At 64.6% G+C, this 26785-nt stretch carries 19 protein-coding genes; 11 read left to right on the top strand and 8 right to left on the bottom strand.

Annotation, left to right across the window (positions count from 1 at the left end; all coding sequences use genetic code 11):
* Positions 1 to 3: 3 nt before the first annotated feature.
* The 8 genes from BMI87_RS03815 to BMI87_RS03780 all read right to left on the bottom strand — a co-directional run bounded on the left by BMI87_RS03815 (position 4) and on the right by BMI87_RS03780 (position 10310).
* Positions 4 to 921 (bottom strand): XdhC family protein, encoded by a 918-nt coding sequence (locus tag BMI87_RS03815; RefSeq protein ID WP_168175151.1) that lies wholly within the window; start codon positions 919 to 921, stop codon positions 4 to 6.
* Positions 911 to 3106 (bottom strand): xanthine dehydrogenase family protein molybdopterin-binding subunit, encoded by a 2196-nt coding sequence (locus BMI87_RS03810; protein WP_078519807.1) that lies wholly within the window; start codon positions 3104 to 3106, stop codon positions 911 to 913. The genes BMI87_RS03815 and BMI87_RS03810 overlap by 11 nt, the downstream gene beginning before the upstream one ends.
* Positions 3103 to 4125, bottom strand: a complete 1023-nt coding sequence (locus tag BMI87_RS03805) for a xanthine dehydrogenase family protein subunit M (protein ID WP_078519806.1) — start codon at positions 4123 to 4125, stop codon at positions 3103 to 3105. Before BMI87_RS03805 ends, BMI87_RS03810 begins: the two co-directional genes overlap by 4 nt.
* Positions 4125 to 4634, bottom strand: coding sequence for a 2Fe-2S iron-sulfur cluster-binding protein (locus BMI87_RS03800; protein WP_078519805.1), 510 nt, complete (start codon positions 4632 to 4634; stop codon positions 4125 to 4127). The genes BMI87_RS03805 and BMI87_RS03800 overlap by 1 nt, the downstream gene beginning before the upstream one ends.
* 207 nt (positions 4635 to 4841) lie before the next feature.
* Positions 4842 to 7118 carry a pyrroloquinoline quinone-dependent dehydrogenase gene (locus tag BMI87_RS03795; protein ID WP_078519804.1) on the bottom strand — a complete coding sequence of 759 codons (2277 nt, stop codon included), beginning with the start codon at positions 7116 to 7118 and terminating at the stop codon, positions 4842 to 4844.
* Positions 7115 to 7486, bottom strand: coding sequence for a hypothetical protein (locus tag BMI87_RS03790; protein ID WP_146681493.1), 372 nt, complete (start codon positions 7484 to 7486; stop codon positions 7115 to 7117). The genes BMI87_RS03795 and BMI87_RS03790 overlap by 4 nt, the downstream gene beginning before the upstream one ends.
* A gap of 197 nt (positions 7487 to 7683) precedes the next feature.
* A complete protein-coding gene (locus tag BMI87_RS03785) occupies positions 7684 to 8703 on the bottom strand; it encodes an aldo/keto reductase (RefSeq protein WP_078519802.1) in 1020 nt (339 codons plus the stop codon).
* A gap of 164 nt (positions 8704 to 8867) precedes the next feature.
* On the bottom strand, positions 8868 to 10310 hold the full coding sequence (locus tag BMI87_RS03780) for an MFS transporter (protein ID WP_078519801.1): 1443 nt from the start codon (positions 10308 to 10310) through the stop codon (positions 8868 to 8870).
* A 460-nt stretch (positions 10311 to 10770) separates the two neighbouring features.
* On the opposite strand from BMI87_RS03780, the gene BMI87_RS03775 reads away from it, so the two are divergent.
* From BMI87_RS03775 to BMI87_RS03725, 11 genes are all read left to right on the top strand, one after another.
* A complete protein-coding gene (locus BMI87_RS03775; RefSeq protein WP_078520034.1) occupies positions 10771 to 12354 on the top strand; it encodes a peptide ABC transporter substrate-binding protein in 1584 nt (527 codons plus the stop codon).
* 65 nt (positions 12355 to 12419) lie between these two features.
* The gene (oppB, locus tag BMI87_RS03770; protein WP_078519800.1) at positions 12420 to 13343 is read left to right on the top strand and encodes an oligopeptide ABC transporter permease OppB; all 924 of its coding nucleotides are present in this window, start codon (positions 12420 to 12422) and stop codon (positions 13341 to 13343) included.
* A 1-nt stretch (position 13344) separates the two neighbouring features.
* Complete coding sequence (locus tag BMI87_RS03765) at positions 13345 to 14268, top strand: ABC transporter permease (protein ID WP_078519799.1); 924 nt, start codon at positions 13345 to 13347, stop codon at positions 14266 to 14268.
* Between the two features lies 1 nt (position 14269).
* Positions 14270 to 15247, top strand: coding sequence for an oligopeptide/dipeptide ABC transporter ATP-binding protein (locus BMI87_RS03760; RefSeq protein WP_078519798.1), 978 nt, complete (start codon positions 14270 to 14272; stop codon positions 15245 to 15247).
* Complete coding sequence (locus BMI87_RS03755) at positions 15244 to 16257, top strand: oligopeptide/dipeptide ABC transporter ATP-binding protein (RefSeq protein ID WP_078519797.1); 1014 nt, start codon at positions 15244 to 15246, stop codon at positions 16255 to 16257. Before BMI87_RS03760 ends, BMI87_RS03755 begins: the two co-directional genes overlap by 4 nt.
* Before the next feature lie 150 nt (positions 16258 to 16407).
* Entirely contained in the window at positions 16408 to 18375 is a 1968-nt protein-coding gene (locus BMI87_RS03750; protein WP_146681492.1) for a bifunctional 2',3'-cyclic-nucleotide 2'-phosphodiesterase/3'-nucleotidase, read from the top strand.
* A gap of 340 nt (positions 18376 to 18715) precedes the next feature.
* Positions 18716 to 19924 (top strand): efflux RND transporter periplasmic adaptor subunit, encoded by a 1209-nt coding sequence (locus BMI87_RS03745; RefSeq protein ID WP_078519796.1) that lies wholly within the window; start codon positions 18716 to 18718, stop codon positions 19922 to 19924.
* A 7-nt stretch (positions 19925 to 19931) separates the two neighbouring features.
* Positions 19932 to 23018 carry an efflux RND transporter permease subunit gene (locus tag BMI87_RS03740; RefSeq protein ID WP_078519795.1) on the top strand — a complete coding sequence of 1029 codons (3087 nt, stop codon included), beginning with the start codon at positions 19932 to 19934 and terminating at the stop codon, positions 23016 to 23018.
* A 172-nt stretch (positions 23019 to 23190) separates the two neighbouring features.
* Positions 23191 to 23376, top strand: a complete 186-nt coding sequence (locus tag BMI87_RS03735; protein ID WP_078519794.1) for a PLDc N-terminal domain-containing protein — start codon at positions 23191 to 23193, stop codon at positions 23374 to 23376.
* Between the two features lie 25 nt (positions 23377 to 23401).
* Entirely contained in the window at positions 23402 to 25057 is a 1656-nt protein-coding gene (locus BMI87_RS03730; RefSeq protein ID WP_078519793.1) for an FMN-binding glutamate synthase family protein, read from the top strand.
* 1 nt (position 25058) lies between these two features.
* Positions 25059 to 26774 (top strand): thiamine pyrophosphate-dependent enzyme, encoded by a 1716-nt coding sequence (locus BMI87_RS03725; protein WP_078519792.1) that lies wholly within the window; start codon positions 25059 to 25061, stop codon positions 26772 to 26774.
* Positions 26775 to 26785: the final 11 nt, after the last annotated feature.

Below are 26785 nucleotides of genomic sequence, written 5' to 3'. Positions count from 1 at the left end.
GTCTCAGACCCGCGCCAGTTGCAGCACTTCGGCCAGCACCGAGACCGCCAACAGCCGCGGCTCGCGCGCCTGTTCGATCAGGCCGACCGGTCCGCGCAGCCGCGAAATCGCGGCCTCCGAGAGGCCCTTGCGACGTAGCGCCACTGCGCGCTGACGCGCCGTGCGACGGCTGCCCTGCGCGCCGATGAAGAAGGCGTCGCTTTCCAGAAGCTGCGCGAGGATCGGGATTTCCCGGTCGTGATCGTGGAAGAACAGCAGCGCCGCCATGCGCGGGTCGGGTGTGATGTCGCCAAGCGGATCGCTGCGCCGGAATTCGTGGCTCGTCACGCCGGGCAGGCTCACGGGATCGGGCATGATGAGATCGGCCTGATAGCCTGCGCCCGCGGCGAGCTGCGCAAAGGTCTCGGCCTCCACCCCGGTGCCGAAGATCACGAAACGCGGCTCGGGCACGAGATGCAGGCTCAGATCGGTTTCGGGTTGCGGCTCGAGCATCAGGGTGCCCTGCGTGCCCGAGAGGTGCAGCGACAAAGGCATCCGTGCGTCGATCGCTTCGGCCATGCGCTCCTGATCGACGACGGGCGGGGCAGGGATCACCGTGATGTCGAGCGCCCCGCCACAAGGCAGAACGAGGTCGATGAAAGGCGAGCCCTCGCCGTAGCGCAGATGCCGGGTGCAGCCGTCCTGCGCGACCTTGTTCAGGTGGTGTTCGATATCGGCATCGATGCAGCCCGCCGAGAGATGGCCGCGAATGCCGCCCCGATCATCGAGGCTCATCGCAGCACCGAGGGGGCGATAGCCCGCCCCCTCGATCCGTGTCAGAATGGCCAGCGCGGCGAGCCGTCCCGGCGCGGGCAACGGCATTTCCGCCATGCCCAACCGAGTTTCAGCGCGCGCACGCTGACGAAGCGGACTACCGTCCATTGGCAAACCCCTTGAGAACTTTGTCGGGCGTGGCCGGATAGTCGTATAGCCGTACGCCCGTCGCATTGTGGATCGCGTTGATCACCGCGGCCCCTGCGCCCGAGATGCCAAGCTCCCCCACGCCTTTGGACTGGATCGGGTTCGCCTCGTCATCGCGCTCGGGCAGGAACACCACTTCCATCTCGCGCGGAATATCCGCGTGCGACGGGACGTGGTAATTCGCCAGATCGCGGGTGACGATATGGCCGGTGCGCGGATCGTGGCCAAGCTCCTCGTGCAGAGCCGAACCGACGCCCCAGACCATGCCGCCGACGGCTTGACTGCGCGCGGTCTTCTCGTTGAGCACGCGACCGATGCCGAGCACGCCGAGCATCCGACGCACGCGCACCTCGCCCGAGACCTCGTTTACCGCGACTTCGGCGAAATGCGCGCCGAAGCCCGCAGAGAAGTGGCTCTTGGCGGTCTTGCCGCCTTTGATCTTGCCCTCGGCGCTGATCGGATCGCTCAGCAGATCGACCAGTTTCGCGGTCTTGCCGCCGCCCGAAACCTCGCCATTGCCAAGGCTCAACTCTTCGAACTTGCAGCCGAGCTTGTCCGCAAGCTGCTCGCGGATTTTGCGTGCGGCGAGGAACACCGAGGAGCCCGACGACGACGCCCCGAAGGAGCCACCGGACCCGGAGGCCCCCGGCAGGTCGCTATCGGCCAGATGGACCGAAACCTTGTCGATCGGCAGGCCCAGCATCTCGCCCGCGATCTGGCCGAGGATCGCGTAGCTGCCGGTGCCGATATCGGTCATGTCGGTCTCGACCAGAGCGCCATCCGCGCTCAGCGTGACGCGCGCCGCCGACGGCACGAGGAAGTTTGCCCGCCCCGCAGCCGCGACGCCCATGCCGATCAGCCATTCGCCTTCGCGACGCGTTCCGGTCTCGGGGCGCTGATCCCAGCCGAAGCGCTTCGCGCCTTCGCGCAGGCTGTCTTCCAGTGCGCGCGCCGAGTACGCCTGACCGGTGTCGGGGTGCTTTTCGGGGATGTTGCGCAGGCGCAGTTCCACCGGGCAGAGACCCAGCTTCTCGGCCAGCTCATCCATCGCGGTTTCCAGCGCGAAGGTGCCAACCGCCTCGCCCGGCGCGCGGACCGAACCCGTAGGCGTGCGGTGATTGCGCGAGATATGCTGACGCATGACCCGGTTGGGCGCGCCATACATGAAGCGGCTCGCGGCGTTGACCGGTTCGGAGAAGGTTTCCTCTTCGAGATTGGAGACACGATCCTCGTGCCCAATCCCGGTCAGCTTGCCGCTCGCGTCCGCCGAAAGGCGCAGGCGCTGCCATGTCTCGGTCCGGCGCAGCACGGCATCGAAGACGGTCTGACGGCTCAGCACGATACGCACCGGACGGTCGAGTTCGCGCGCGGCAAGCGCCGCCGCGACATGCTCGGAGGAAATGCCCAGCTTGGAGCCGAACCCGCCGCCCACATAGGGCGCGAGGATGTGGACCTTGTCGGACTCGATGCCAACCGCATCGGCCAACTCCTCCTTGTTGAAACGGACCATTTGCAGTGAGCCATGTAGAACGAGGCGACCGTCCTTCCACTCGGCGATACCCGCATGGGGTTCCATCGCCGCAGCGACGTGACCGGCGGTGGTGTATTCGAGATCGACCGATTGCGCGGCCTTCTCCATCGCGGCGTCGAGATCGCCTTGGATGCTTTCGCGATCTTCGTTCAACTCAAGCTCCACGCCTGCCGGATCGACTGGCGCGCCTGGGTTCTGCTCGTAGCTGATCTTGATCCGGGCGGCGGCGTCGCGCGCGGTCTCGAAGCTGTCGGCCACGACGAGCCCGATCGGTTGGCCGTGATAATCGACGCGGTCGCCGGGCTGCACCGGCGCGGCGCCTGCCATGCCCTGCGCCGGATTACGCACGAATTCCGGGCCATGGAACAGACCCAGATAGCCGGGGAGCTTCTTCGCCTCCGTCTCATCAAAGCCGGTGACCTTGCCGCGCGTGATCGTGGCGCGCAGCATCACGCCATGCACCATGCCTTCAGGCTTGAATTCGGCCGCATAGGTCGCGGTGCCGGTCACTTTCAGCTTGCCCTCGGGGCGGTCGAGCGGAGCGCCCACCAGCCCCTGTTTGGTTTCGTCGAGCAGCCGCGGCTGCGCTTCATCCATCGTGAACGTGTCGCTCATGCCAGCGCCTCCACCTTGACCGTTCCGGTCGAGGCCGGGGCCATGCCCGTCGCCTCGCGCATCACCGCGATCAGCGCGCGGCGGGTCATTTCGCGTTTGAAATCGTTGCCCTCGTCGGTGACCGCTTCGGCCAGAAGAGTATCGGCGGCCTTGCCGAACAGCTCCTCCGACGGGGTCTCGCCTTCGAGCATCGCATTGACTTGCGCATCCGCCCAGGGGCGCGCGCCGATGCCGCCGAACGCAAGCGAGGCCTGCTTGATCGTGTCACCGTCCATTTCAACCACGGCGGCGACCGAGACGAGCGCGAAGGCGTAAGACGCCCGGTCGCGGATCTTGCGATAGCTCTGCGTGGCGTTCGGCTGCGGGGCAGGGAGGATCACCGCGGTGATGATCTCGCCCGGCTTCAGACACGTCTCGATCTCGGGCGTCTCGCCGGGCAGCTGATAGAGTTCGTCCATCGCCACGGTGCGGGTTGCTCCATCGGTGCCACAGATTTCCACCTGCGCATCGAGCGCGCGCATCGCCACCGCCATATCGGAGGGGTGCGCGGCACTGCAGGCGGCCGAGGTGCCCAGGATTGCGAGCATCCGGCTCACACCGCCCTTGGCGGCGCAGCCCGCACCGGGGTCGCGCTTGTTACAGGCCATTGCCGGGTCGTAGAAATAGGGGCAACGCGTGCGTTGCAGCAGGTTGCCGCCCGTGGTCGCCTTGTTGCGGATCTGGCCCGATGCGCCCGCCAGCAGGGCGCGCGACAGCACCGGATAAGCGCGGCGCACTTGAGCATCGGCGGCGAGGTCGGCATTGCGCACCAGCGCCCCGATCTTCAGCCCGCCCTCATGCGGCTCGATCTTGTCCAGCCCGTCGATAGTGTTGATGTCGATGACCGTCTCGGGGGTCATCACCTGCAGTTTCATCAGGTCCAGCAGGTTGGTCCCGCCCGCGATGAACTGCGCGCCGTCACACGCCTTGGAGGCCGCGTCATCGAGTGCGCTTGCGCGAAGATAGTCGAAAGGTCTCATTACTTCTCCTCCGCTTCGGCCACGCGCGAGATGGCCTCGCGGATGAAGGGATAGGCCGAACAGCGGCAGAGATTGCCGCTCATCCGCTCGGCAATCTCGGCGTCGCTCAACTCGGCCTTTCCGGTGAGGCTGTCGCTGACATGGCTGGGCGCGCCTTCGGCGGCTTCGGCCAGCATCCCGGTTGCCGACATGATCTGCCCCGGCGTGCAATAGCCGCATTGGTAGCCGTCGCAGGAGACGAATTCCTGCTGAAGCGGGTTGAGGTTGTCGGGCGTGCCGAGCCCCTCGATGGTGGTGATCTCGGAGCCTTCATGCATCACCGCGAGGCTGAGGCAGGAATTCACCCGCCGCCCGTCGACAAGCACCGTGCAGGCGCCGCATTGGCCATGATCGCAGCCCTTTTTCGAGCCGGTGAGTTCGAGATGGTCGCGCAGTGCGTCGAGCAGCGTCACCCGCGGGTCGAGGTCAAGCGCGCGGGCCTCGCCATTGACGTGAAATGAAACCTTCATGGGGTCCCCCTTGTCCGGAATTCAGGTTTGGCGCAGCCGTCTGGGGAGGCGGGCGTTCAAACCAGCTTAATGGGGAACACCGCGCACGCGGAACGGTTCCTGCGAGAAAACCCTCACGTTGCGGTGAGGGCTTCGCGGACGCGGTGCGCGTCAGGGGCGGGGGCGTGGTTGATGCCACGCCGCCCGCGATGTGTGTTCGCGCCGCGATCAGTTCTCCGGCAGCGCGTAGACGGCCACCATATCGCCCACGGTGGGCTTCAGGATCGAGTTGCCGCCCGAGATGAAGGCCACGTATTCGCGCCCTTTGTACTCGTAGATCGCCGGGTTCGCGACGACCGGGGCTTCAAGCTGCGAGGACCACAGCTCTTTACCGGTCTGGATGTCATAGGCGCGCGCCTTGGCATCCATCGTCGCGCCGATGAAGATCAGCCCCGACTTGGTCACCGCCGGACCGCCGATCGTGGGCGAGCCCATGCTCTCGGGCATGAAGAACCCGTATTTCTGCGAGCTGCCGAGCGGCTTGCGCCATTTCACGTCGCCGGTATGCATGTCGATCGCGACCAGTTCGCCAAACGGCGGTTTCCAGCACGGCATCCCGAGCGAGTTCAGCGCATTGCCGAGGCTCATGCCGTAGGGCGCGCCTTTCTGCGGGTAGAAGCCGTTCTCGTTGCCCGAACCACCGGCGTTTTGCTCGTAGTCCTGACGCTCCCAGAGCTTGATGTATTGCACGATGTGGCTCGTGTTCACGACCGCGATCTGCGCGTCGGGATCGAAGGCCACGCCGCCCCATTGCACGCCGCCCGCACTGTCGGGATAGGCCAGCGTGCCTTCGCCCTTGGTGGTGGGCGGTGTATACATCCCCTCATAGGTGAGGTTGTCGAACAGTTTCGAGCAGGCCCCACCCGAGACGAGATCGGCAATACCCCAGACCTCGGGCTTCTTCGACTGGTCAAGAAGCGGCGCGGGTTTGGTCGGGAAGGGCTGGGTCTTGGCATAGACCTCGCCTTTCACGCTGCCGTCGCCTTGCGGGACGGGACGTTCCTCGATCGGCCAGACATCCTCGCCGGTCTCGCGGTTCACGACGAACAGGAATCCCATCTTCGTGCCCTGCATCAGCGCCGGGATTTCCTTGCCGTCGACGGTGATGTCCATCAGCGTCGGCGCGGAGTTGATGTCATAGTCCCAGATGTCGTGATGCACCCATTGGCGCGACCAGACGACCTTGCCCGTGTCGAGATCGAGCGCGGTGGTCGAGGTGGCATAGGGGATCTGCTCGGTCCGGTTGCCGCCCCAATAGTTCGGCGAGGGCGAGGCCACCGGCAGATAGACCATGTTCAGGCCCGGATCGACGGACATCGCGGTCCAGACGTTCGCGGTACCGGTCTTGCGGCGGATGTTCTCGGGCAGGGTCTCGAAGGACCATTGCAGCTCCCCGGTCTGCGCATCGACCGAGAAGACCGCGCCCGGAGGAGCCTCGGCCGACTCCCAGTCCTGACCGGCCCAGCCGAGGATCAGGTGATTGCCCGCAACCGTCGGCGGCTGCAGCACGGAAAGCGGGAAGCTGTCATTGACCGTGTTCCACTTGTCCACGTTCAGCACGCCATTATCGCCGAAATCGGTGCAGGGCTTGCCGGTATCGGCGTCGAGCGCGAAGAGCTGCGCATCCATCGTGCCGATATAGACGATCTTCTGGCACACCTTGCCTGCGACCGGGTTCTCGGCCTGCCAATAGGCGACGCCGCGGTTCTTCAGCGCAGGCTGGGTCAGCGCCTCGAGTTTGGATTTCGTGTCGAAGGCCCATTTCTGCTCGCCCGTGGCCGGGTCGAGCGCCAGCACGCGGTAGAAGGGCGTGCCGATATAGAGCGTGTCATTGGCGAAGATCGGCGTGGCTGACCAGACCGTCGCGGGCTTGTCGCCCGAACCGTCCGAGACGTCGCCGGTATGGACCTGCCAGACCTTCTCCAGATCGCCCACATTGTCCGGGTTGATTTGGGTCAGCGGCGAATATTTCTGGGCGGAAAGCTGGCCGTGAAAACTGTTCCAGACGGGCTGCTCGGGCACCAGCGGGGTGCCGTTACGCTCGCGCGAGCCGCTGGCGATCATCGGCTGAGCCACGCTATCCGCAACCGGCTTGGCCTGTTCGGCGCTGGCGTCGGGACCGGGAGGGGTGTCCTCGTTGGCCGCGGGATCGTTGGTTTGTTGATCAGTGCTGCTCTGACTGTCCGACTGGGTGGCAGTGTCCGCCGTGGTGCCGGTATCGGTGCTCGTGCTGGCGTCCGTACCCGTGCCGGAGGTGTCCGATTGCGTGCTGGTATCCGTCGTTGCCGAAGTACCGCTGTCAGTCGAGTTCGCGGTGCCGCTATCGGCTGCGGGTTGAGACGTGTTGTCGGTTGCGGTGCTGTCGGTCGCGGTCGTGTCCTGCGCATACCCGGCGGCAGCAAAGAAGGCGAGGGCGAAGGCGAGCGAGACGGTCTTGCGGTTCATGCGTAGGCTCCTTTCGAACGCGCGCCCCGGCTCGAGGCGATGTCGTAGATGAGGCCGATCAGCACGACGCCCATCGCCGCGATCAGCCACCATTCGTGGAGGAAATAGGCGGCCGCTGCGGTTCCCAGCAGGCCGAGCGCGACGAGGACGCGCAGGATCGTGCGGATCGCTCCGGGTTCGGTCATCTGGATGACGATCCCTGCGAGGGCGATCAAAATGGAGGAGGCGATCACCAGCCCCGCGCCGAATGTGCCGGTCACGCCGGTCAGGGGGGTGACGAAATTCCAGATCGCGATGGCGGCGCCGATCAACGCCCCCAGAACAATCAGGATGCTGCGTGGCCGAGATGCTGAGCGGGAATGTGCCAAAGGAACTCTCCTTGGTAAGTGCTTTCCCGCTCAACGCGCTCTGTGTCTTTTGAGGTCCATGAAAAAGTGAACCGATTTGAGGCCGCGACGTAAGCGCGCACCGATTGCGGCTCCGGTCGCAGACATGAAAAGGCGCGCCAAGGCAGGGTTGGCCAGGCCAACACCCGCCCGGGCGCGCCGATCGGTTCGCTGCGTGTTCAGCGCTGGCGGTAGCCGCCCTGACGCTCCAGCATCCAGCCCGGATATTCGGCGGGCAAGGCGCTGACCTTGTCGAGGGTTTCCAGCTCTTCCGCGTCGAGGGTGATCTCGGTCGCGGCGATGTTGTCGGTCAGCTGGTCCTTGCGCTTCGCACCGACGATGACGCTGGTGACGACCTCCTGATGCAGAAGCCATGCCAGCGCGATCTGCGCGACACTCGCGTCACGCTTCTCGGCCATCGGTCGCATGGCGTCGATCACGTCATGGGCGCGGTCCTTCTCGACGGGCGGGAAGTCGAAATTGGCGCGACGCCCGTCGGAGCCCTTGCCGTCACGGTCGTATTTGCCCGACAGCAGACCGCCTGCCAGCGGGCTCCAGACCATCAGGCCCATGTCGGTGTCGCGCAGCATCGGCACCACTTCGCGCTCCAGATCGCGCCCGGCGATCGTGTAATAGGCCTGCAGCGAGAGGATCGGGGCGAGCTTGCGCGCCTCGGCGATACCCACCGCTTTCATCACCTGCCACGCGGCCCAGTTCGACAGGCCGATATAGCGGACATGGCCGTGCTGCACGAGCGTGGTCAGCGCCTCCAGCGTCTCCGAGATCGGCGTCATCGGGTCGAAGCCGTGGATCTGGTAGAGGTCGATATGGTCGAGCTGCAGCCGCTCGAGGCTCTGCTTGCACTGCTCCATGATGTGATAGCGCGAGGCGCCGCGCTGGTTGATGCCCTCGCCCATCGGGCCGAGCACCTTGGTCGCGATCACCACCTCGTCGCGCGCGATGCCGAGATTGCGCAGGCTCTGGCCGAGGATGCGCTCGCTCTCGCCGCCCGCATAGACATTCGCGGTGTCGATGAAGTTGATGCCTGCATCAACGGCGGTTTTCACGAGGCCGTCGGCATCGTCCTGACGCAGCTGGCCGATCTGGCCCCACATGCCCTCCGAGCCGCCGAAGGTCATCGTACCGAGGCAAAGTTCCGAGACGAGAAGGCCGCTGGGGCCAAGAGGTCTGTAACGCATGGATCGCTCCTTTCGCATCTGTCGGGGGCCAGGTTCGGACGGCCCCTCTGGTCTGGGTAGATGGGGCGCGCGGCGCTCGGGGCGAGTGTCGCGTGACAGTTGAGGCGCACGATCGTGTCATCGTGCGAGACAGCGATGGGAGCGGCGCGGGGCGCGCTGTCCGCTCAGTCTTTGGCACGCTCGATCTTCATCGGCGTGAACCACGGTGTGAGGATCACCACGCTCGCGATGACCATTGCGTAGCCGATCGCGGACATCATCGCGCTGCGATAGGCCTCGTGATCGCCCGGCTCCGCGCCGCCCAGCATACCGAAAAAGATCCCGCCCATGATTGCGATGCCGAAGGAGATGCCGACCTGCCGGATCGCCTGCACCGCGCCCGAGGCCGAGCCGCTGTCGTTGCTATCCGCTGCCGAGAGCGAGACCTGAAACAGCGGCGAGACGGTGTTGCCCAGGCCGAAGCCGCCAAAGAAGAACCAAGGTGCCATTCGCCACCAGCTGATCGTGTCGCCCATCGTCCAGATCGCCCAGAGCTGCCCTGCGAAGCCCGTCGCGATCAGGATGCCGCCGCCCATCACGCGCCAGCGGACCCAGCGCGACCCGAACCAGCCGGTCGTGGCCGAGGCCAGCAGTACGCCCAGCGGGAAGGGCGTCGTCGTCAGGCCCGATTGCAAAGGCGTGAGCCCGTAGCCCGCCTGAAGATAGAGCGCCATGGTGAAGAAATAGCTCGGCACCGCGGTGAACAGCGCCGCGTTCAGAAGGCTGCCCGACAGGAACGAGCCCGAGCGCAGCAGCCGCATCGGCAGAAGCTGGGGCGCGTTGCGTTCTTCCTGATGCCGCTGCCAGCGGATGAAGACCCAGCCGAGGATCGGCGCGGCGATCACCATCGGATACATCCAGCCCTGCCAGCCGATCGACGGGGCTTCGACTAGCGGGAACAGAAGCGCCAACGTCGCCACGGCGGCGATCGCGATGCCCACCTTGTCGATGCCTAGCTTGCGATTGCCCTCGCCCTTTGGCACCAGCATCAGCGCCGCGATGAAGGCCGCGATGCCCAGCGGAATGTTCACGAGGAAGATCGGACGCCAGCCTAGCCCGTAGATATCGGCGGTCAGCAGCAGCCCGCCCACGATCGGCCCCGCGACCGAGGCCAGCCCCGCCGTCAGTGCGAACAGGCCGAAGGCCGCGCCGCGTTGCTCTGGCGGGAACAGGCGCGGCACCAGCGCCAGCGTCTGCGGCGTCATGATCGCAGCGCCCACGCCCTGCACGATGCGCGCGGTCACCAGCGTCCCGATCCCCGGCGCGATGCCGCAGACCAGCGAGGCGGCGGTGAACAGCGCGATGCCCGACACGAACAGCTTGCGCCGGCCCAGCAGGTCGCCCATCCGTCCCGCCGGCAGCAGCAGGATCGCGAAAGAGAAGGTGTAGCCCGCGACGATCCACTCGATCAGGTTCGGCGGGGCCGCCAGCTCGTTCTTCATCGAGGGCAGGGCGACATTGACGATCGTGATGTCGATCAGGTTCATGAAATTCGCCAGCAGCAGCACGGCTGCAGCCGCCCAGCGGCGTGCGGGCGAAAGTGGGGTCTTCTGGTCGGTCTCGGCCATTCGGGGTCCGTTCTGTCGGGGCTGTAACGCCAAGGGTAGCTAGCAGGGGGGCGAGGCTGGTCAATAGCACACCCGAAGGCGAGCCCGCGCGGAACAACCTGCAGATGTGTCAAAATACATAGAAAGTAAGGCGCGCAAGCGGATGTGTCGCGGGCGCAGAGATTCGGTCGCGGAGGGCCGGGAGAGAGCCTTGGCGTCCGCGACGGAGCTTGGCGTTCGTTGCAAATTTCAAGGGCGCCACGCAAGTTTCAGAAAGATTTCGCCGAGGTCCGAGAAATGCGCTCTCACATGGGTGTGAGCACCGTGACGTCAGACTTGCGCCGCGCCCCGATCCTGCCCTTGATGCCCCATCAACGAAAAATCGGGGCCCCGCGCTCACCCCTGCGTTGCGCGCGACCGGACCCCGGAAAACTGGAGGTATCCCTTGAAGTCGATTGCCGCGATTTCCGCTTTTGCCCTGATGCTGGGCAGCGCCGCACCCGTTCTCGCTCAGTCGAGCAAAGTGCCCGAAGGCACCAAGCTCGCCGCTGACCAGACCTTCACCTACTGGCTGCAGGACGATCTCAAGACGCTCGATCCCGATCTGAGCACCTCGAAGGACGGCAACGACGTTCTTCAGCAGATGTTCGAAGGTCTCTACCAGCAGGACGATCACGGTAAACTCGTGCCCGCGCTCGCGACGAGCTACGAGGTGTCCGACGACAAGAAGACCTACACCTTCCACCTGCGTAACGAGAAGTGGTCGAACGGCGATCCCGTCACCGCGCAGGACTTCGTCTACGCATGGCAGCGCCTCGCCGATCCGGCGACCGCCTCGCAATACTCGTGGTATATCGAGCTGATGCAGGTGAAGAACGCCCATGAGGTGATCGCGGGCGACAAGAAGCCGAGCGAACTGGGCGTGAAGGCGCTCGACGACCACACGCTGCAGGTGACGCTCGACAGCGCGATCCCCTATTTCCGCCAGATGCTGGTGCTGTCCTCGACCTTCCCGGTGCCGCAGAAGGTCGTCGAGGAATACGGTTCCGACTGGACCAAGCCCGAGCACATGGTCGTCAACGGTCCCTACAAGCTGAAAAGCTGGAAAATCGGCAACTCGATCGAGCTGACGAAGAACGACGCCTATTACGACGCCGCGAACGTCACGCTGACCGATCTGAAGTTCATCCCGATGCAGGATAACGACCAGGCGCTGACGCGCTACGAGGCGGGCGAACTGGACTTCGTGCAGACCCCGGCCGGTCAATATCCGCGCCTGAAGAAGGAATACCCGGATGCGGCCCACGCTCCGCCGCGCTCCTGTGTCTATGCCTACCGCTTCAACGTCGGCCCGAACGGCCCCGAGGCGCTCAAGGACGTGAAGGTCCGCAAGGCGCTGTCCTATGCGATCAACCGCGACATCATCGTCGACAAGATCCTCAAGGGCGGCCAGAAACCGGCCTACACTTGGACCCACTGGGCGACCGCGAACTTCAAGGCGCCGGACGTCGCTTATGCCGACATGACGCAGCAGGAGCGGATGGACAAAGCCAAGGAGCTTCTGAAGGAAGCCGGCTACGGTCCCGATCATCCGCTGAACCTGCGGATCATGTACAACACCTCGGCCGACCACAAGAAAATCGCGATCGCGGTGCAGCAGTTCTGGAAGCAGCTCGGCGTGCAGTCGACCCTCGAGAACTACGAGTGGAAGGTCTATCTCGACAAGCTCAACGGTCAGCATGACTTCGACGTGGCCCGTACCGCATGGTGTGCCGACTACAACGAAGCCTCGACCTATCTCGACGTGAACACCTCGTGGTCGGATCAGAACTCGGGTCAGTGGAAGAACGCCGATTACGACAAGCTGATGAAGGACTCGAAGACGGCGGCCGATCCGCAGGAGGACTACACCAAGGCGGAGAAGATCCTCGCCGAGGACATGCCGCTGGCACCGATCTACGCCTACTCGCTGCCGATGCTGCTGAACCCGCAGATCAAGGGCTACCCGTTCGATAACGTCCAGCTGAACTGGTACGCGAAGAACATGTACAAGGTCGCAAAGTAAGCCGGCTGAAACGATAACGGGCGGGCCGCGCAATCGGCCCGCCCGACCTATTTCGGGACATTCTTATGATCGTCTACATTCTCAAGCGTCTCGCTATCGCGATTCCGACGCTTCTGGTGCTCATCATCGCGAGCTTCTTGCTGATGCACACGGCGCCCGGCGGGCCGTTCACCTCCGAACGTGCCGTGCCGCCCGAGGTGCTCGCCAATCTCAACGCGAAATACGGGCTCGACCAGCCGCTATGGAAGCAGATCGCGACCTATCTATGGAACGTGGTCGCCCATTTCGATTTCGGGCCTTCGTTCTCGTATAAAGACCGCTCGGTGAACGACATCATCGCGCAGGGCTTCCCGGTCACGCTGACCTATGGCTTCCTCAGCTTCATCGCCGCCGTTCTGGTCGGTGTCACCCTTGGCGTGACCGCCGCGATCAAGCGCAACTCCTGGCTCGACTATCTCGCCGTGGGTATTTCCATCGGCGCGCAGGTGCTGCCGAACTTCGTGATGGCGCCGATCCTCGTGCTGATTTTCACGCTGAGCCTGCACTGGCTGCCCGGCGGTGGCTGGAGCTTCGACGATCCGCGCTTCTGGATCATGCCGGTGATCGCGCTCTCGACCTCTTACATGGCTTCGATCGCGCGGATCACGCGCTCGTCGATGCTGGAGACGCTGAGCTCGAACCACATCCGCACGGCCCGCGCCAAGGGCCTGCCGAAGCGCAAGATCATCATGCGCCACGCGCTGAAGCCTGCTCTGCTGCCGGTGATCTCCTATCTCGGTCCGGCGTTTGTCTCGATGATCACCGGCTCGGTGATCGTGGACGTGTATTTCACCACCGGTGGGATCGGCAAAAGCTTCGTGGATAGCGCGCTTAACCGCGACTACGCGGTGATGATGGGGATCACGATCCTGCTGGGCACGCTGACCATCCTGTTCAACCTTGTCGTCGATATCGTCTACGGATGGATCGACCCGAAAATCCGGTACTGACATGGTCATAGATGAATCCAAGATGACCTCGCTCGCCGAGGCAACGAGCCGCGAAGACGTGGCGGGCCGCTCGCTCTGGGCGGACGCCCGCAGGCGGTTCTTCAACAACAAGGCCGCGATCTTCGGGCTGGGGCTGCTGGCCTTCGTCGTGGCCTTCGCGCTGTTCGGCAACCTGATCGCGGCGTGGAACAATTCCGACATCGATTACAACGTGATGGGCGATGCGGCGGCCTCGGCGCCGTCGCTCGCCAACGGGCATTATTTCGGCGCCGACGATCTGGGCCGCGACCTGTTCGCGCGCACCGTGCAGGGCACGCAGATCTCGTTGCTGGTGGGTGTGATCGGCACGCTGATCGCGGTCTCCGTGGGCACGGTCTACGGCGCGATCTCGGGCTATTTCGGGGGCCGTGTCGATGGCTTCATGATGCGCCTCGTCGATATCCTTCTGGCGATCCCTTACATGTTCGTGCTGATCCTGCTGCTGGTGATGTATGGCCGCTCGATCGGGATGCTGTTCGTAGGCGTTGGGTTGATATCCTGGCTCGAGATGGCGCGGATCGTGCGGGGGCAGACATTGACCCTGAAGAACCGCGACTATGTCGAGGCCGCGCGCGCCATCGGCGTGCCCGCACCGACAATCATCCGTCGTCACATCCTGCCCAATCTCGTGGGCGTGGTCGTGGTCTTCGCGACGCTGCTGGTGCCGCTGATGATCCTGACGGAGAGCTTCATCTCCTTCCTCGGGCTTGGCGTGCAAGAGCCGCAGACCTCGCTGGGGGCGCTGATCTCGGAAGGGGCGGGGACGATGAGCTACGGCACGCTGTGGCAGCTGGCTTTCCCGCTGTTCTTCTTCGTCACCACCCTGTTCGGTTTCTATTTCGTAGGGGACGGGCTGCGTGACGCGCTCGACCCGAAGGAGCGCTGATATGCCATTGTTGGAAGTCAACGACCTCAACGTCCGGTTCGCAACGCAGGAGGGCGAGGTTCACGCCGTCAATGGCGTCAGCTTCGCCTTGGAGCGCGGCGAGGCGCTGGGCATCGTGGGCGAGTCCGGTTCGGGCAAATCGCAGCTCAGCTTTTCGATCCTCGGGCTGCTGGCCGCGAATGGTAAGGCCTCGGGCTCGGTGAAATTCGAGGGGCGGGAGATTTTGAACCTGCCCGAACCCGAGCTGAACAAGCTGCGCGCCGACCGGATATCGATGGTCTTTCAGGACCCGATGACCGCGCTCAACCCCTATATGCGCATCTCGGACCAGATGGCCGAAGTGCTGATGCTGCATAAGGGGCTGAGCAAGCGCGCCGCCGTGGCCGAAGCTGCGCAAATGCTCGAACTGGTGAAGATCCCGGACGCGAAGAACCGCGTGCGCCTCTTCCCGCATGAATTCTCGGGCGGGATGCGCCAACGCGTGATGATCGCGATGGCGCTTCTGTGCAAACCAGATGTGCTGATCGCGGACGAGCCGACCACCGCGCTCGACGTGACCGTGCAGGCGCAGATCATGGACCTGCTGGGCGAGCTGCGCCGCGAGCTGGGCATGGCGACCGTGCTGATCACCCACGACCTCGGCGTGGTCGCGGGCTTCTGCGAGCGCGCGATCGTTATGTATGGCGGTCAGGTGATGGAGCAATCGCCCGTCGATCCCCTGTTTGCCAACCCGACCCATCCCTACACCAAGGGTTTGCTGGCCGCGCTGCCCCGTCTGGATGCGGATCGCGCGATGACCCCGATCCGGGGCAATCCGCCGAACATGACCGGCGCGCCGAAGGGCTGCCCGTTCTGCCCGCGCTGCGATTTCGTCGAAGAAAAATGCGCCGACGTGATGCCGCCGCTGGCGGAGTTTGCGCCGGGCCGCGCCCGCGCCTGTCACCGTTCCATTGAAACGATCGAGGAGGCCGCCGCATGACGACCCCGCTGATCGAGGCTCGCGACGTTCGGGTCACCTTCGACATCCGCCGCGCCTCGGACCTGCCTTGGACCGAGCCGCCGAAACTGCGCGCGGTCAATGGCGTGAGCTTCAAGCTGGAGCAGGGCAAGACGCTCGGCATCGTTGGCGAGTCCGGCTGTGGCAAGTCCACGCTGGCCCGCGCCCTGATCCAGATGCTGCCCGCCGAGGGCGAGATCATCTGGCAGGGCAAGACGGACCTTCTGCCGCTCTCGCCGCGCCAGATGCTGAAATACCGCTCCGACATCCAGATGATCTTTCAGGATCCGCTGGCCTCGCTCGACCCGCGTATGGCCGTGGGCGAGATCATCGCCGAGCCACTGCGCACCCATCGCCCGAAGATGGGCCGCAAGGAGCGCAAGGAGAAGGTCCGCGAGGTGATGGAGAAGGTCGGCCTGCTGCCGAACCAGATCAACCGCTACCCGCACGAGTTCTCGGGCGGTCAGTGTCAGCGTATCGGTATCGCCCGCGCGCTGGTGGTGGAGCCGAAGCTCCTGATCTGCGACGAGCCAGTCTCCGCGCTCGACGTCTCGATTCAGGCGCAGGTGATCGCGCTGCTCGAAGACCTGCGCCGCGATCTGGGGCTCACGATCATCTTCATCGCCCATGACCTGAGCGTCGTGCGCCATGTCTGCGACGAGGTGATGGTGCTCTATCTGGGCCAGATGATGGAGGCGGGCGCGACCGAGAAGCTCTTTGCCGAGCCGCAGCACCCTTATACGCAGGCGCTTCTGTCGGCGGTGCCGATCCCCGACCCGGAGATCGAGCGCAACAAGGTGCTGATCGCGCTGGAAGGCGACCTGCCGAGCCCGCTCAACCCGCCATCGGGCTGCCCGCTGCGCACCCGCTGCCCGCGTGCGAGCGAGATCTGCGCCACAACCCCGCCCACCGAAGAGGTCGCCGGACGGCAGGTCTTCTGCCACCACCCCGGCCCTGCTGCGGAAGTGCAGGCGGTGCTCTCGGAGAGCTGAATTCTTGTGCGGCGGGCGGGGTTTTCCCGCCCGCTCACACCAATTTGTGCGAGCTTACGTCGGGATACTTATCCGGACGGTCAAAGCACTGTTACGATCCTCGGATAGAGCGCTCCGGCAAGGAGCCAATTGTCTCGGAGGATCCCCCTTATGTCGCTTATTTCGCGTCGCCAATTCCTGATCACCACCACCGCTGCGGGCGGTCTCACGCTGGTCCACCCGTTCACGGCGCGCGCCGCCGAAGGGCAGGCCCACCTGCGCCTTCTGTGTACCACCGATATTCACTGCCACATCCGGCCCTATGACTATTATGCCGACAAGCCCGTCGACACGGTCGGCCTGTCGCGCACCGCGACGTTGATCGAAGGCGTGCGCGCGGAGGCCGCCAACACGATGATGTTCGACAATGGCGACTACATGCAGGGCAACCCGATGGCCGATTACATCGCCTATTCCAAGGGGATGAAAGAGGGCGACACCCACCCAGTCATCGCGGGGATGAACCTGCTGGGCTACGATTGCGGCACGCTGGGCAATCACGAATTCAACTACGGGATGGATTTCCTCAAGAAGGTGAATGACCGCGCGAATTTCCCGATGGTCTGCGCGAACTTCGCCCATAAGCTCGGGGCCTCTCCGCGCGAGGATGACCTCTACCTGTCGCCCTACCTGATCCTCGATCGCGACCTGACCGACGGTGCGGGGAACAAGATGCCGATCCGCATTGGCGTGATCGGCTTCGTCCCGCCGCAGATCATGCAATGGGACCGCGCGCATCTCGAGGGCAATTACCAGACCCGCGACATCGTGGAGGCGGCGAACGCCTGGGTGCCGCAGATCAAGGAAGAGGGCGCCGATCTCATCGTGGCGCTCGCCCATACGGGCATCGACAACGGCCCGCAAAGCGACGGGATGGAGAACGCGGCCTTCTACCTCGCGGGTGTGGACGGGATCGACGCGGTGATCACCGGGCACCAGCACCTGAACTTCCCCGGCAAGGATTTCTCCGGCCCCGGCATCGACAACGACAAGGGCACGCTGCAGGGCAAGCCGGCGGTGCAGGCAGGCTTCTGGGGCAACCATATGGGCCTGATCGACCTGATGCTGAGCCGTGACGGCGGCAAGTGGAAGATCGACACCCATACCTCCGAGATCCGTCCGATCTTCGCACGCGGCGAGGATCGCTCGATCACGCCGCTCACCACGGATTACAAGCCGATCCTCGCCGCCACCGATCAGGTGCATGAAGAGACGCTGAAATATGTCCGCGCCAAGGTGGGCGAGACCGAAGCGCCTCTTTACTCCTACTTCGCGCTGGTGGCTGACGATCCGTCGGTGCAGATCGTCTCGAATGCGCAACTTTGGTATGTGAAGAAGCTGCTGGAGGGCACGCCCGAAGGCAAGCTGCCGCTTCTCTCGGCGGCGGCGCCGTTCAAGGCGGGCGGGCGCGGCGGCCCGGATTACTTCACCGATGTTCCCAAAGGCCCGGTGGCGATCAAGAACGTCTCCGACCTCTACCTCTATCCGAACACGTTGCAGGCGGTGAAGGTCACCGGCGCGCAGGTGAAGGACTGGCTGGAGCGCTCGGCGGGCATGTTCAACCAAGTTGAGCCCGGCGCGAAGGATGCGACGCTACTGAACCCCGATTTCCCGTCCTACAATTTCGACGTGATCGACGGGGTGACCTATCAGATCGACATCACCCAGCCTGCCAAGTTCGACAAGGACGGTGCGGTGGTGAACGCCGATACGAACCGTATCGTCGATCTGAAATATGACGGCAAGCCGATCGACCCGAAGGCCGAGTTCGTGATCGCAACGAACAACTACCGCGCGTCGGGTGGCGGCAGCTTCCCCGGTGCGGATGGCTCGACGGTGATCTACCGCGCGCCCGACACCAATCGCGACGTGATCGTGCGCTACATCCACGACAAGGGCACGATCAATCCGAAGGCCGACGCCAACTGGTCCTTCGCGCCTGCGGGGGGCGCCACGGTGTTGTTCGAGACCGGGCCGAAAGCGCAGGACTATCTCGAAGACGTCAAATCGCGCGGTCTGGATATCGAACCGGCCGGCGACGGCGAGGGGGGCTTCGCGCTCTACCGCATCACGCTGTGAACGGCTTCGGACAGGGATCGAGAGGGGCGCCACTGGCGCCCCTTTTTTATGCGCTTCGGTCGTGAGGCGGTTTGTGGCTCTCATCTCGCGAATACGTGAACTCCGCGAGGGGCGCGATCTGACGCTGGAATTGGGGCGCGGATATCTCGAGTGGCTGCGTTCAGGCGGAAATTTTATTTTTAAAACAATGGGTAAGCTGGGTCCCCATTTCCTTGGCTCTAAGGCTCGCGGCATTTGTTTCCGCATTTCCGGCCGCGTGCGAGTGGCGACAGAATAGCGCGGGCCTATCGTAGAAATGGAACAACGCCGGGAAAACCGGGCTGCGGACAGGAGTTTCAGTATGAGCATTGGTCGGATGGCGCGTCGCGCCGCGTTTGGGATGCTGCTTGCCGGCGGGTTCGCTGCGCAGGCGTTGGCGCAAGGAATGCCGGGTGGCACTCAAGGCCCGACCGAGGTCGGCGTGACGCAGGTCGAGACGCAATCGGTGCCTTACACAGTCACCCTGCCGGGCCGCGCCGTGGCCTATGAGCAGACCGATATCCGCCCGCGCGTCGCGGGCACCATTGCCTCCATCGACTACGAGGCGGGCCACAAGGTCGCGACGGGCGACGCGCTGTTTCACATTGACGACGACACTTATCAGGCCGAACTGACCGCAGCCGAGGCCGAGAAGGCGAGCGCCGACGCCAATGTGCAGGCCGCGCAGTCGCAGGTGGACCGCTACACCAAGCTGGAGAAGACCTCGATCTCGGTGAGCGATCTGGAGACGGCGAGGGTCGCGCTCGCACAGGCAAAAGCCTCCGCGCTGAGCGCCGAGGCCGATCTGCAGACCGCACAGCTCAATCTCGACCGCACGGTGATCCGCTCGCCCATCGACGGCTACCCGGATGTGGCGAGCGTCTCGGTGGGCTCGCTGGTCACGGCGAACCAGTCCGATGCGCTGACCACGGTGACGCGGCTCGATCCGATCTATGTCGATGTCTCGGAAAGTGCCGCGCGGATCATGCGGGTGCGCCAGCGGATCGATCAGGGCACGCTGCAGCGAGGGGACCAACTGAAGGTTTCGCTGCTGCTGGAGACGGGTGAGGAATATGACGGCACCGGCACGCTGGTCAGCCCTGGTGCGACTGTCTCCTCGACAACGGGTACGGTGGATTTCCGGTTCAAGTTCGACAATCCCGACCGAATGATCCTGCCGGGTCAGTTTCTGCGCGCGAAGATCACGCTGGGCACGACGCAGGCGATCCTCGTGCCGCAGCGCGCGACCACGCGGGAAGGGGATGGCTCCCTCTCGGCCTTCATCGCGGCCGATGGCGCGGCGAAGAAGGTGACGCTGACGACGGCGGGCACCTATCAGAACGCGTGGATCGTGACCGACGGCATCGAGAGTGGCGATCAGGTGATCCTCGACGGGCTGAAGAACCTGCGCGACGGGGCCGAGATCAAGACGGTGCCGGTAACGATCAACGCGCAGGGCGTTGTGAAGGATGCCACGGATAGCTCCGACAATACCGCCGACGCTGCCAACGACACGGCGAAGGCGGAGTGAACCCGACATGATCCGTTTCTTTATCCATCGCCCCGTCTTCGCGATCGTGCTTGCGTTGGTGACGATGCTCGCCGGCGGCTACGCGATCACCCAGCTGCCCGTGTCGCAATACCCGGAAGTCGCGCCGACCACGATCCGCATTTCCGCCAGCTATTCCGGGGCTACCGCGCAGGCGGTCGAGAACTCGGTGACGACGCCTATCGAAGACTCGCTGACCGGGCTCGACGGGCTCCTTTACATGGAGAGCTCGTCCAATCAGGGGTCGGCGCGGCTGACGCTGACCTTTGACGGCTCGGTCGATCCGATCGACGCCGAGAACGAGGTGCAGACAAAGATCCGCAAGGTCGAGAATTCGCTGCCCGATGCGGTGCAGACCTCCGGGGTGAGCGTGTCGCGCTCCTCCTCGGATATCCTGATGGTCGGCGCGCTGGTCTCGACCGATGGGAAATATTCGACCGTCGAGCTGGGCAACATTCTGGACACCGAAGTGAAAGGCGCGATCGAGCGCACCTCGGGCGTGGGCGGGATCAATGTCTTCGGCTCTGGCTACGCGATGCGGGTCTGGCTCGATCCCTACAAGCTCGAGCAATATCAACTGACGCCGACCGACGTGACCTCGGCGGTGCAGGCGCAGAACACCACAGTTTCGGTCGGTTCGCTCGGCGATCTGCCCACCACTGAGGGCCAGCAATTCACCGCGACCATCACCGCGCAGAGCCAGCTGACCTCGGTCGAGCAGTTCGAGAAGATCCTTCTAAAGACCGAGCCCGACGGCTCGGCGGTCTATCTGGGCGACGTGGCGCGGATCGAGATCGGGCAGGAGGATTACGGCAGCAACTCCAGGTTCAACGGGATGAATGCGGCGGGGTTCGGTGTGAACCTCGCGAACGGCGCGAATGCGGTGGATACGGCCTCTGCGGTGCGCGCGACGCTGGACCGGATGTCCTCGTCGCTGCCCGAAGGCGTCGAATTCCAGATCGCCTACGACACCTCGCCCTTCGTGCAGCTCTCCATCGAGAAGGTCTATCATACTCTGGCCGAGGCGATCGTGCTGGTGCTGCTGGTGATCCTCGTCTTCTTGCAGAAATGGCGCGCGACGCTGATCCCGATCGTCGCGGTTCCTGTGGTGCTGCTGGGCACATTCGCGGTGCTGCTGGTCGCGGGCTATTCGATCAACACGCTGACGATGTTCGCGATGGTGCTGGCGATTGGCCTCTTGGTCGATGACGCGATCGTCGTGGTGGAGAACGTGGAGCGTGTGATGGAAGAGGAGGGGCTCAGCCCCCTCAAGGCCACCGAGAAAAGCATGTCGCAGATCACCGGCGCACTGATCGGGGTGGCGCTGGTGCTCTCGGCGGTGTTCCTGCCGATGGCCTTCTTCCCGGGCTCGACGGGGGTGATCTACCGGCAGTTCTCGGTGACGATCATCACGGCGATGGTGCTCTCCGCCGTGGTTGCGCTGATCCTGACGCCTGCGCTGGCGGCAAAGCTGCTGCGGCCTTCGAGGGGTCGCGCGATTGCGCCTGCGCGCGCCTTCAACACGGGCTTCGCGAAAATGCAGGGCGGTTACGCCAGCGCGGTGGCCCGTATCGTGCGCAAACCTTTCCTGATGGCGCTGGTTCTCGTGCTGGTCTTCGCGGGGGCGTGGGGCGTGATGACACGGCTGCCCTCGTCCTTCCTGCCGCAGGAAGATCAGGGCGTGCTGATGGCGATGGTGAACCTGTCCGAGGGGTCGACCACGGCGCAGACCTCGGATGTGGTCGATCAGATCACGCAATACCTGCTGACGCAGGAGAAATCGGATGTGTCGTCGGTCTTCGCAACGCTCGGGTTTTCCTTTGGCGGCGGCGGGCAGAACACCGCGATGGTCTTCGCCAAGCTGAAGGATTTCGACGAACGCACCGGCGCGGATCAGACCGCTGCCGCCATCTCGGGCCGGGCCAATGCGCATTTCGCGGGGCTGCGCGCGGGGCAGGTCTTCTTCCTGCAACCGCCCGCGATCCGCGGCATCGGCAACTCCTCGGGCTTCCAGATGTATCTGGTGGATCAGGGCAATAATGGTACGACGGCGCTGAAGGAGGCGGGCGAGCAGCTCGTGGCCGCGGCGAAATCCGACAGCCGCCTGACCAATGTCCGCGTCAGCGGCGACGAGAACAAAGCGGCGCTGCAGCTCGATATCGACCAGCAGAAGGCCGAAAGCTTCGGGCTGACGCTGAGCAATCTCAATTCGATGCTCTCGGTGATCTTCAGCGGCAGATCGGTGAACGACTTCGATCTCAACGGCAACCTGCGCCCGGTGATCGTGCAGGCCGATGCGCCTTACCGGATGCAGCCGGAGGATATCGACACTTGGTATGCGCGCAACGCCTCCGGTGAAATGGTGCCGTTCTCGTCTTTCGCGACGACGAAATGGGTCTCGGTCGCGCCAAAACTGTCGCGCTATGACGCCGCCAATGCGATCGAAATCTCGGGCCAGGCGTCGGACAGCGCAAGCTCCGGCGCGGCGATGGATGCGATGGAGCAGCTGGTGAGTGACCTGCCCGGCGGCTACGCGGTCGCATGGACGGGGCTGAGCTATCAGGAACGCCAGTCGGGCGATCAGGCGCCCTATCTCTATGCGCTCTCGGTGCTGGTCGTCTTCCTCTGCCTCGCCGCGCTATACGAGAGTTGGTCGATCCCGCTCTCGGTGATGCTCGCCGTACCGGTGGGGGTTCTGGGGGCGCTGGTCTCGGCCTGGGTCTTCGGGCAGTCGAATGACGTCTATTTCAAGGTGGGCATCCTCACGACGATCGGTCTGGCGGCGAAGAACGCGATCCTGATCGTGGAATTCGCCAAGAACCTGGAGGCCGAGGGCAAGGAGCTGATCCCCGCGACCATCGAGGCGGCCCGGCTGCGCCTGCGCCCGATCCTGATGACCTCGCTCGCCTTCATGCTGGGCGTGGTGCCGCTGGCGATCGCGACCGGGGCAGGGGCCGCGGCGCAGAACGCGATCGGCATCGGCGTGCTGGGCGGCATGGCGGCGGCGACCTTCATCGGCGTCTTCATGGTGCCCGCCTTCTACGTCCTGATCCGCAAGCTCACGCCGGGGCGCTGAGCCGAAGGCGCGATCCCAATGCCAAGGCGGCCGCTGTACGCGCGCGACCGCCTTGGCGATCAATCACTTCCGCTTGAAACGGGGAAAGCAGGGAACAAAGCGCTGAAGGCGCAAGTTTCCCTGCCAAGGAACGCCGGTAAGTGCCGGAAAAAACCGATAAAGGAGTGAAGTTATGCTGAGCATGATCGGGGGCCTCGTCGTCCTCATCCTCGATATCTGGGCCATCGTGTCGATCCTTGGCTCGGGCGAATCCACCGGCAAGAAAGTGCTGTGGATCCTGTTGATCGTCATCCTGCCGATTATCGGCTTCATCATCTGGCTGCTCGTCGGGCCGAAAGGCGCCAAGGCGACAGTGTAAGTCATGCAGAGCCGGGAGGGACGATATGAACAGCATCATCCGCAACATCGTCCCTCTCGGCTCGCTCTTGATGTCTGTGCTGGCGCTCGCGCCGGCCGTCTGGATCAGCCCCTGGTGGCTGATCCTTTTGCTTGTGACGGTGCCGCTTCTGGCGCTCGGCCTCTACGACTACTTTCAGAAGGACTGGACGATCACGCGCAACTATCCGGGCGCGGCGCGCATCCGCTGGCTCGCCTACGATCTGCGGCCTTTCCTGCGCGCCTATATCGTCGAGGGCGATCTGGAGGGCAAACCCTACCCCTACGAGGCGCGCAACCTCGTTCATGCGCGGGCGCGGGGCCAGACCGATACCCATCCCTTCGGCACTGAGCGCGACGTGGCAGGCGCCGAATATCAATGGGTGAACCATTCCATCGCGCCCGCTGAGCATCCCGACAAAAGCCCCCGCGTGACGGTCGGCAACGAGCAATGCGCCAAGCCCTATTCGGCGTCGGTGCTCAATATCTCGGCCATGTCCTTCGGCGCGCTGTCTGCCAATGCGGTCGAGGCTCTGAACCTTGGCGCGAAACAGGGCGGGTTCTACCACGACACGGGCGAGGGCGGCTTCTCGCCCTATCACCAGAGCCATGGCGGCGACATCGTCTGGGAACTGGGCTCGGGCTATTTCGGGGCGCGCGACGATGCGGGGAATTTCGACCCGGAGCTGTTCGCCGAGCAGGCCAGCCGTGATCAGGTCAAGATGACCGAAATCAAGCTGAGCCAAGGCGCGAAGCCCGGCCATGGCGGCCTGCTACCTGCGGCGAAAGTCACCGAGGAGATTGCCGAGACCCGCAAGGTGCCCGCGCATCAGGATTGCCTCTCGCCGCGCGGCCACAAGGCGTTTTCGACGCCCGCGCAGATGATGGAATTCGCCGCCCGGATGCGGGATCTCTCGGGCGGCAAGCCGGTGGGCATCAAGCTGTGCATCGGCCAGCCGCACGAGGCCTTCGCGGTCGTGAAGGCGATGCAGAAGACCGGCATCTATCCCGATTTCGTCGTCGTCGACGGGGCCGAGGGCGGCACCGGGGCCGCGCCGCTGGAGCTGTCGGATCATGTCGGCATGCCGCTGATCGACGGGCTCGTTCTGATGCGCAACGCGCTGGTCGGGGCGGGCGTGAAGGACAAGGTGCGGCTTGCGGCGTCCGGCAAGGTCTATTCCGGCTATGGGCTGGCAAAGAACCTCGCGATCGGGGCGGATTGGTGCAATGCCGCGCGGGCCTTCATGTTCTCGATCGGCTGCATTCAGGCGCAGCGGTGCCACCTGGGCACCTGCCCGACGGGCGTGACCGCGCAGGACAAGGCGCGCCAGCGCGGATTGGTCCCCGAGGTGCAGGGCCCCCGCGCGGGGCGCTTTCACGCCAAGACGCTGGAGGCGCTCGCCGACATCGTCGCCGCCGCCGGGCTGGAGCATCCGAGCGAGCTGCAGCCCCATCACATCGTGCACCGCCCCGCCGTGCGCGAGGCCCGCACCATCGACAAGATTTATCCCTTTTTGCCCGCGAATATCCTCAACGACGATCCGGGCAGCACCGATTACGCGGACTGGTGGGAAGCGGCCGATGCCGACAGCTTCAAGCCGCGCATCGACCTCGATGCCAAGCGCACCAGCCTGCATCACAAAGCCGATTTGAAAGAGGCCTGACATGAGCAAGAGCGTATCTGACATCATCGCCGAAACCCTCGTCTCGGCGGGGGCGCAGCGCGTCTACGGGATCGTGGGCGACACGATCAATCATTTCACCGATGCGGTGCGCCGGTCGGATCTGAGTTGGGTCCATGTGCGCCATGAAGAGGTCGGCGCGCTGGCCGCGGGTGGCGAGAGCTACATGACCGGGGAGCTGTCGGTCTGCGCGGGAACCACCGGGCCGGGAAGCCTGCATTTCGTGAACGGCATCTTCGAGAGCCACCGCAACGGCGCGCCCGTGGTGCTGATCGCCTCGAATATCGAGCGCGCGGAGGAGGGTTTGGGCTTCCCGCAGGAGGTCGATCAAAAGAAGGTCTATGAACAGACTTCGGTGTTCTGCGAGCGGATCAGCCATCCCGATCAGGCGCGCCGGATCACCGCGCAGGCGGCGCAGGCGGCGCTGACCAAGGGCGGCGTTGCGGTGGTCATCGTCAATGGCGACATGTTCCGCGAAACGGCGAAGGACGATCTGCAATGGGCCGTGCATCGCCCGCAGCCGGTGATGCGCCCGTCGGAGGCGGAACTGGACGCGCTGGCCAGCATGATCGCCGAGGCCGAGCGGATCACGATCTACGCAGGCATCGGCGCGCGCGGAGCCGCCGCGCAGATCCGGGCGCTGTCGGAGCGCCTCGCCGCACCGGTCGCGCATACGACGCGGGCGAAGGAATTCATCGAGCCGGACATGCCCAACAATGTCGGCATGACCGGGATCCTGGGCAATCGCGCGGGCATGGAGGCGATGGGCGATTGCGACCTGCTCCTCTGTCTGGGCAGCGATTTCGCCTATACGCAGTTCTATCCCGGCAAGGCCAAGATCGTGCAACTCGACATTGATCCCACCCGGCTGGGACGGCGCGCGCCGATCCATCTGGGACTAGCGGGCGATGTCGGCGACACGATCGACGCGGTGCTGCCGCGCCTTGCCCCGCGCGAGCCCGGCAAGCATCTGGATCGGGCGCTGAAAGCCTATGCCGAGGACCTCAAGGGCTACCTCGATAGCGCGGAAGAACCCGACCCGAACCTGATCCACCCGCAGCACCTGACCGAGCTGCTCGACCGGTTCGCGGCGAAGGATGCGATCTTCACCGCCGATGGCGGCTCGCCCATGGTCTGGCTGCTGCGTCACCTCAGTGCCAATGGCGAGCGGCGCTTCCTGACCTCGCTGCTGCACGGCACGATGGCCAATGCCTATCCGCAGGCGCTGGGCATTCAGGAGGCCTACCCCGAGCGGCAGGTGATCGCGATGTGCGGCGATGGCGGAATGAGCATGCTGATGGGCGATCTGCTTACGCTGGTGCAGGAGAAGCTGCCGGTGAAGCTCTTGGTCTATAACAACGCCTCGCTCGGCTTCGTGGAGATGGAGCAGCGGGTGGAGGGGATGCTCGACGCCTTCACCGAGCTGCACAATCCCGATTTCGGCGCGATGGCGCGGGCGATCGGCATGGAAGGGATGCGGGTCGAGAGCGCGACCGACCTCGACGGCGCGGTGCGCGACTGGCTCGCCGCTCCGGGGCCTGCGCTGCTCGACGTGAAGGTGAACCGGATGGAGCTGGTGATGCCGCCGAAGATCAAACCGGCGCAGGTGGGGTCAACCGCGCTCTTCGGCGTGAAGGCGGTGCTCAACGGGCGTTCCGATGAGGTGGTCTCGCTGATGCGCGACAACTTCCTGCGCTGACCGGGGCCGGG

Origin of the sequence: Thioclava sp. F28-4, from assembly GCF_002020045.1 — a bacterium.
GTDB lineage: Bacteria > Pseudomonadota > Alphaproteobacteria > Rhodobacterales > Rhodobacteraceae > Thioclava > Thioclava sediminum.
This window is presented reverse-complemented; position numbering and strand designations above follow the sequence as displayed.

What these genes read in the sequence shown, in the direction of transcription:
- BMI87_RS03815 (WP_168175151.1), bottom strand. Translation starts at nt 921, where the DNA reads ATGGACGGTAGTCCGCTTCGTCAGCGTGCGCGCGCTGAAACTCGGTTG.
- BMI87_RS03810 (WP_078519807.1), bottom strand. Translation starts at nt 3,106, where the DNA reads ATGAGCGACACGTTCACGATGGATGAAGCGCAGCCGCGGCTGCTCGAC.
- BMI87_RS03805 (WP_078519806.1), bottom strand. Translation starts at nt 4,125, where the DNA reads ATGAGACCTTTCGACTATCTTCGCGCAAGCGCACTCGATGACGCGGCC.
- BMI87_RS03800 (WP_078519805.1), bottom strand. Translation starts at nt 4,634, where the DNA reads ATGAAGGTTTCATTTCACGTCAATGGCGAGGCCCGCGCGCTTGACCTC.
- BMI87_RS03795 (WP_078519804.1), bottom strand. Translation starts at nt 7,118, where the DNA reads ATGAACCGCAAGACCGTCTCGCTCGCCTTCGCCCTCGCCTTCTTTGCT.
- BMI87_RS03785 (WP_078519802.1), bottom strand. Translation starts at nt 8,703, where the DNA reads ATGCGTTACAGACCTCTTGGCCCCAGCGGCCTTCTCGTCTCGGAACTT.
- BMI87_RS03780 (WP_078519801.1), bottom strand. Translation starts at nt 10,310, where the DNA reads ATGGCCGAGACCGACCAGAAGACCCCACTTTCGCCCGCACGCCGCTGG.
- BMI87_RS03775 (WP_078520034.1), top strand. Translation starts at nt 10,771, where the DNA reads ATGCTGGGCAGCGCCGCACCCGTTCTCGCTCAGTCGAGCAAAGTGCCC.
- oppB (WP_078519800.1), top strand. Translation starts at nt 12,420, where the DNA reads ATGATCGTCTACATTCTCAAGCGTCTCGCTATCGCGATTCCGACGCTT.
- BMI87_RS03765 (WP_078519799.1), top strand. Translation starts at nt 13,345, where the DNA reads ATGGTCATAGATGAATCCAAGATGACCTCGCTCGCCGAGGCAACGAGC.
- BMI87_RS03760 (WP_078519798.1), top strand. Translation starts at nt 14,270, where the DNA reads ATGCCATTGTTGGAAGTCAACGACCTCAACGTCCGGTTCGCAACGCAG.
- BMI87_RS03755 (WP_078519797.1), top strand. Translation starts at nt 15,244, where the DNA reads ATGACGACCCCGCTGATCGAGGCTCGCGACGTTCGGGTCACCTTCGAC.
- BMI87_RS03750 (WP_146681492.1), top strand. Translation starts at nt 16,408, where the DNA reads ATGTCGCTTATTTCGCGTCGCCAATTCCTGATCACCACCACCGCTGCG.
- BMI87_RS03745 (WP_078519796.1), top strand. Translation starts at nt 18,716, where the DNA reads ATGAGCATTGGTCGGATGGCGCGTCGCGCCGCGTTTGGGATGCTGCTT.
- BMI87_RS03740 (WP_078519795.1), top strand. Translation starts at nt 19,932, where the DNA reads ATGATCCGTTTCTTTATCCATCGCCCCGTCTTCGCGATCGTGCTTGCG.
- BMI87_RS03735 (WP_078519794.1), top strand. Translation starts at nt 23,191, where the DNA reads ATGCTGAGCATGATCGGGGGCCTCGTCGTCCTCATCCTCGATATCTGG.
- BMI87_RS03730 (WP_078519793.1), top strand. Translation starts at nt 23,402, where the DNA reads ATGAACAGCATCATCCGCAACATCGTCCCTCTCGGCTCGCTCTTGATG.
- BMI87_RS03725 (WP_078519792.1), top strand. Translation starts at nt 25,059, where the DNA reads ATGAGCAAGAGCGTATCTGACATCATCGCCGAAACCCTCGTCTCGGCG.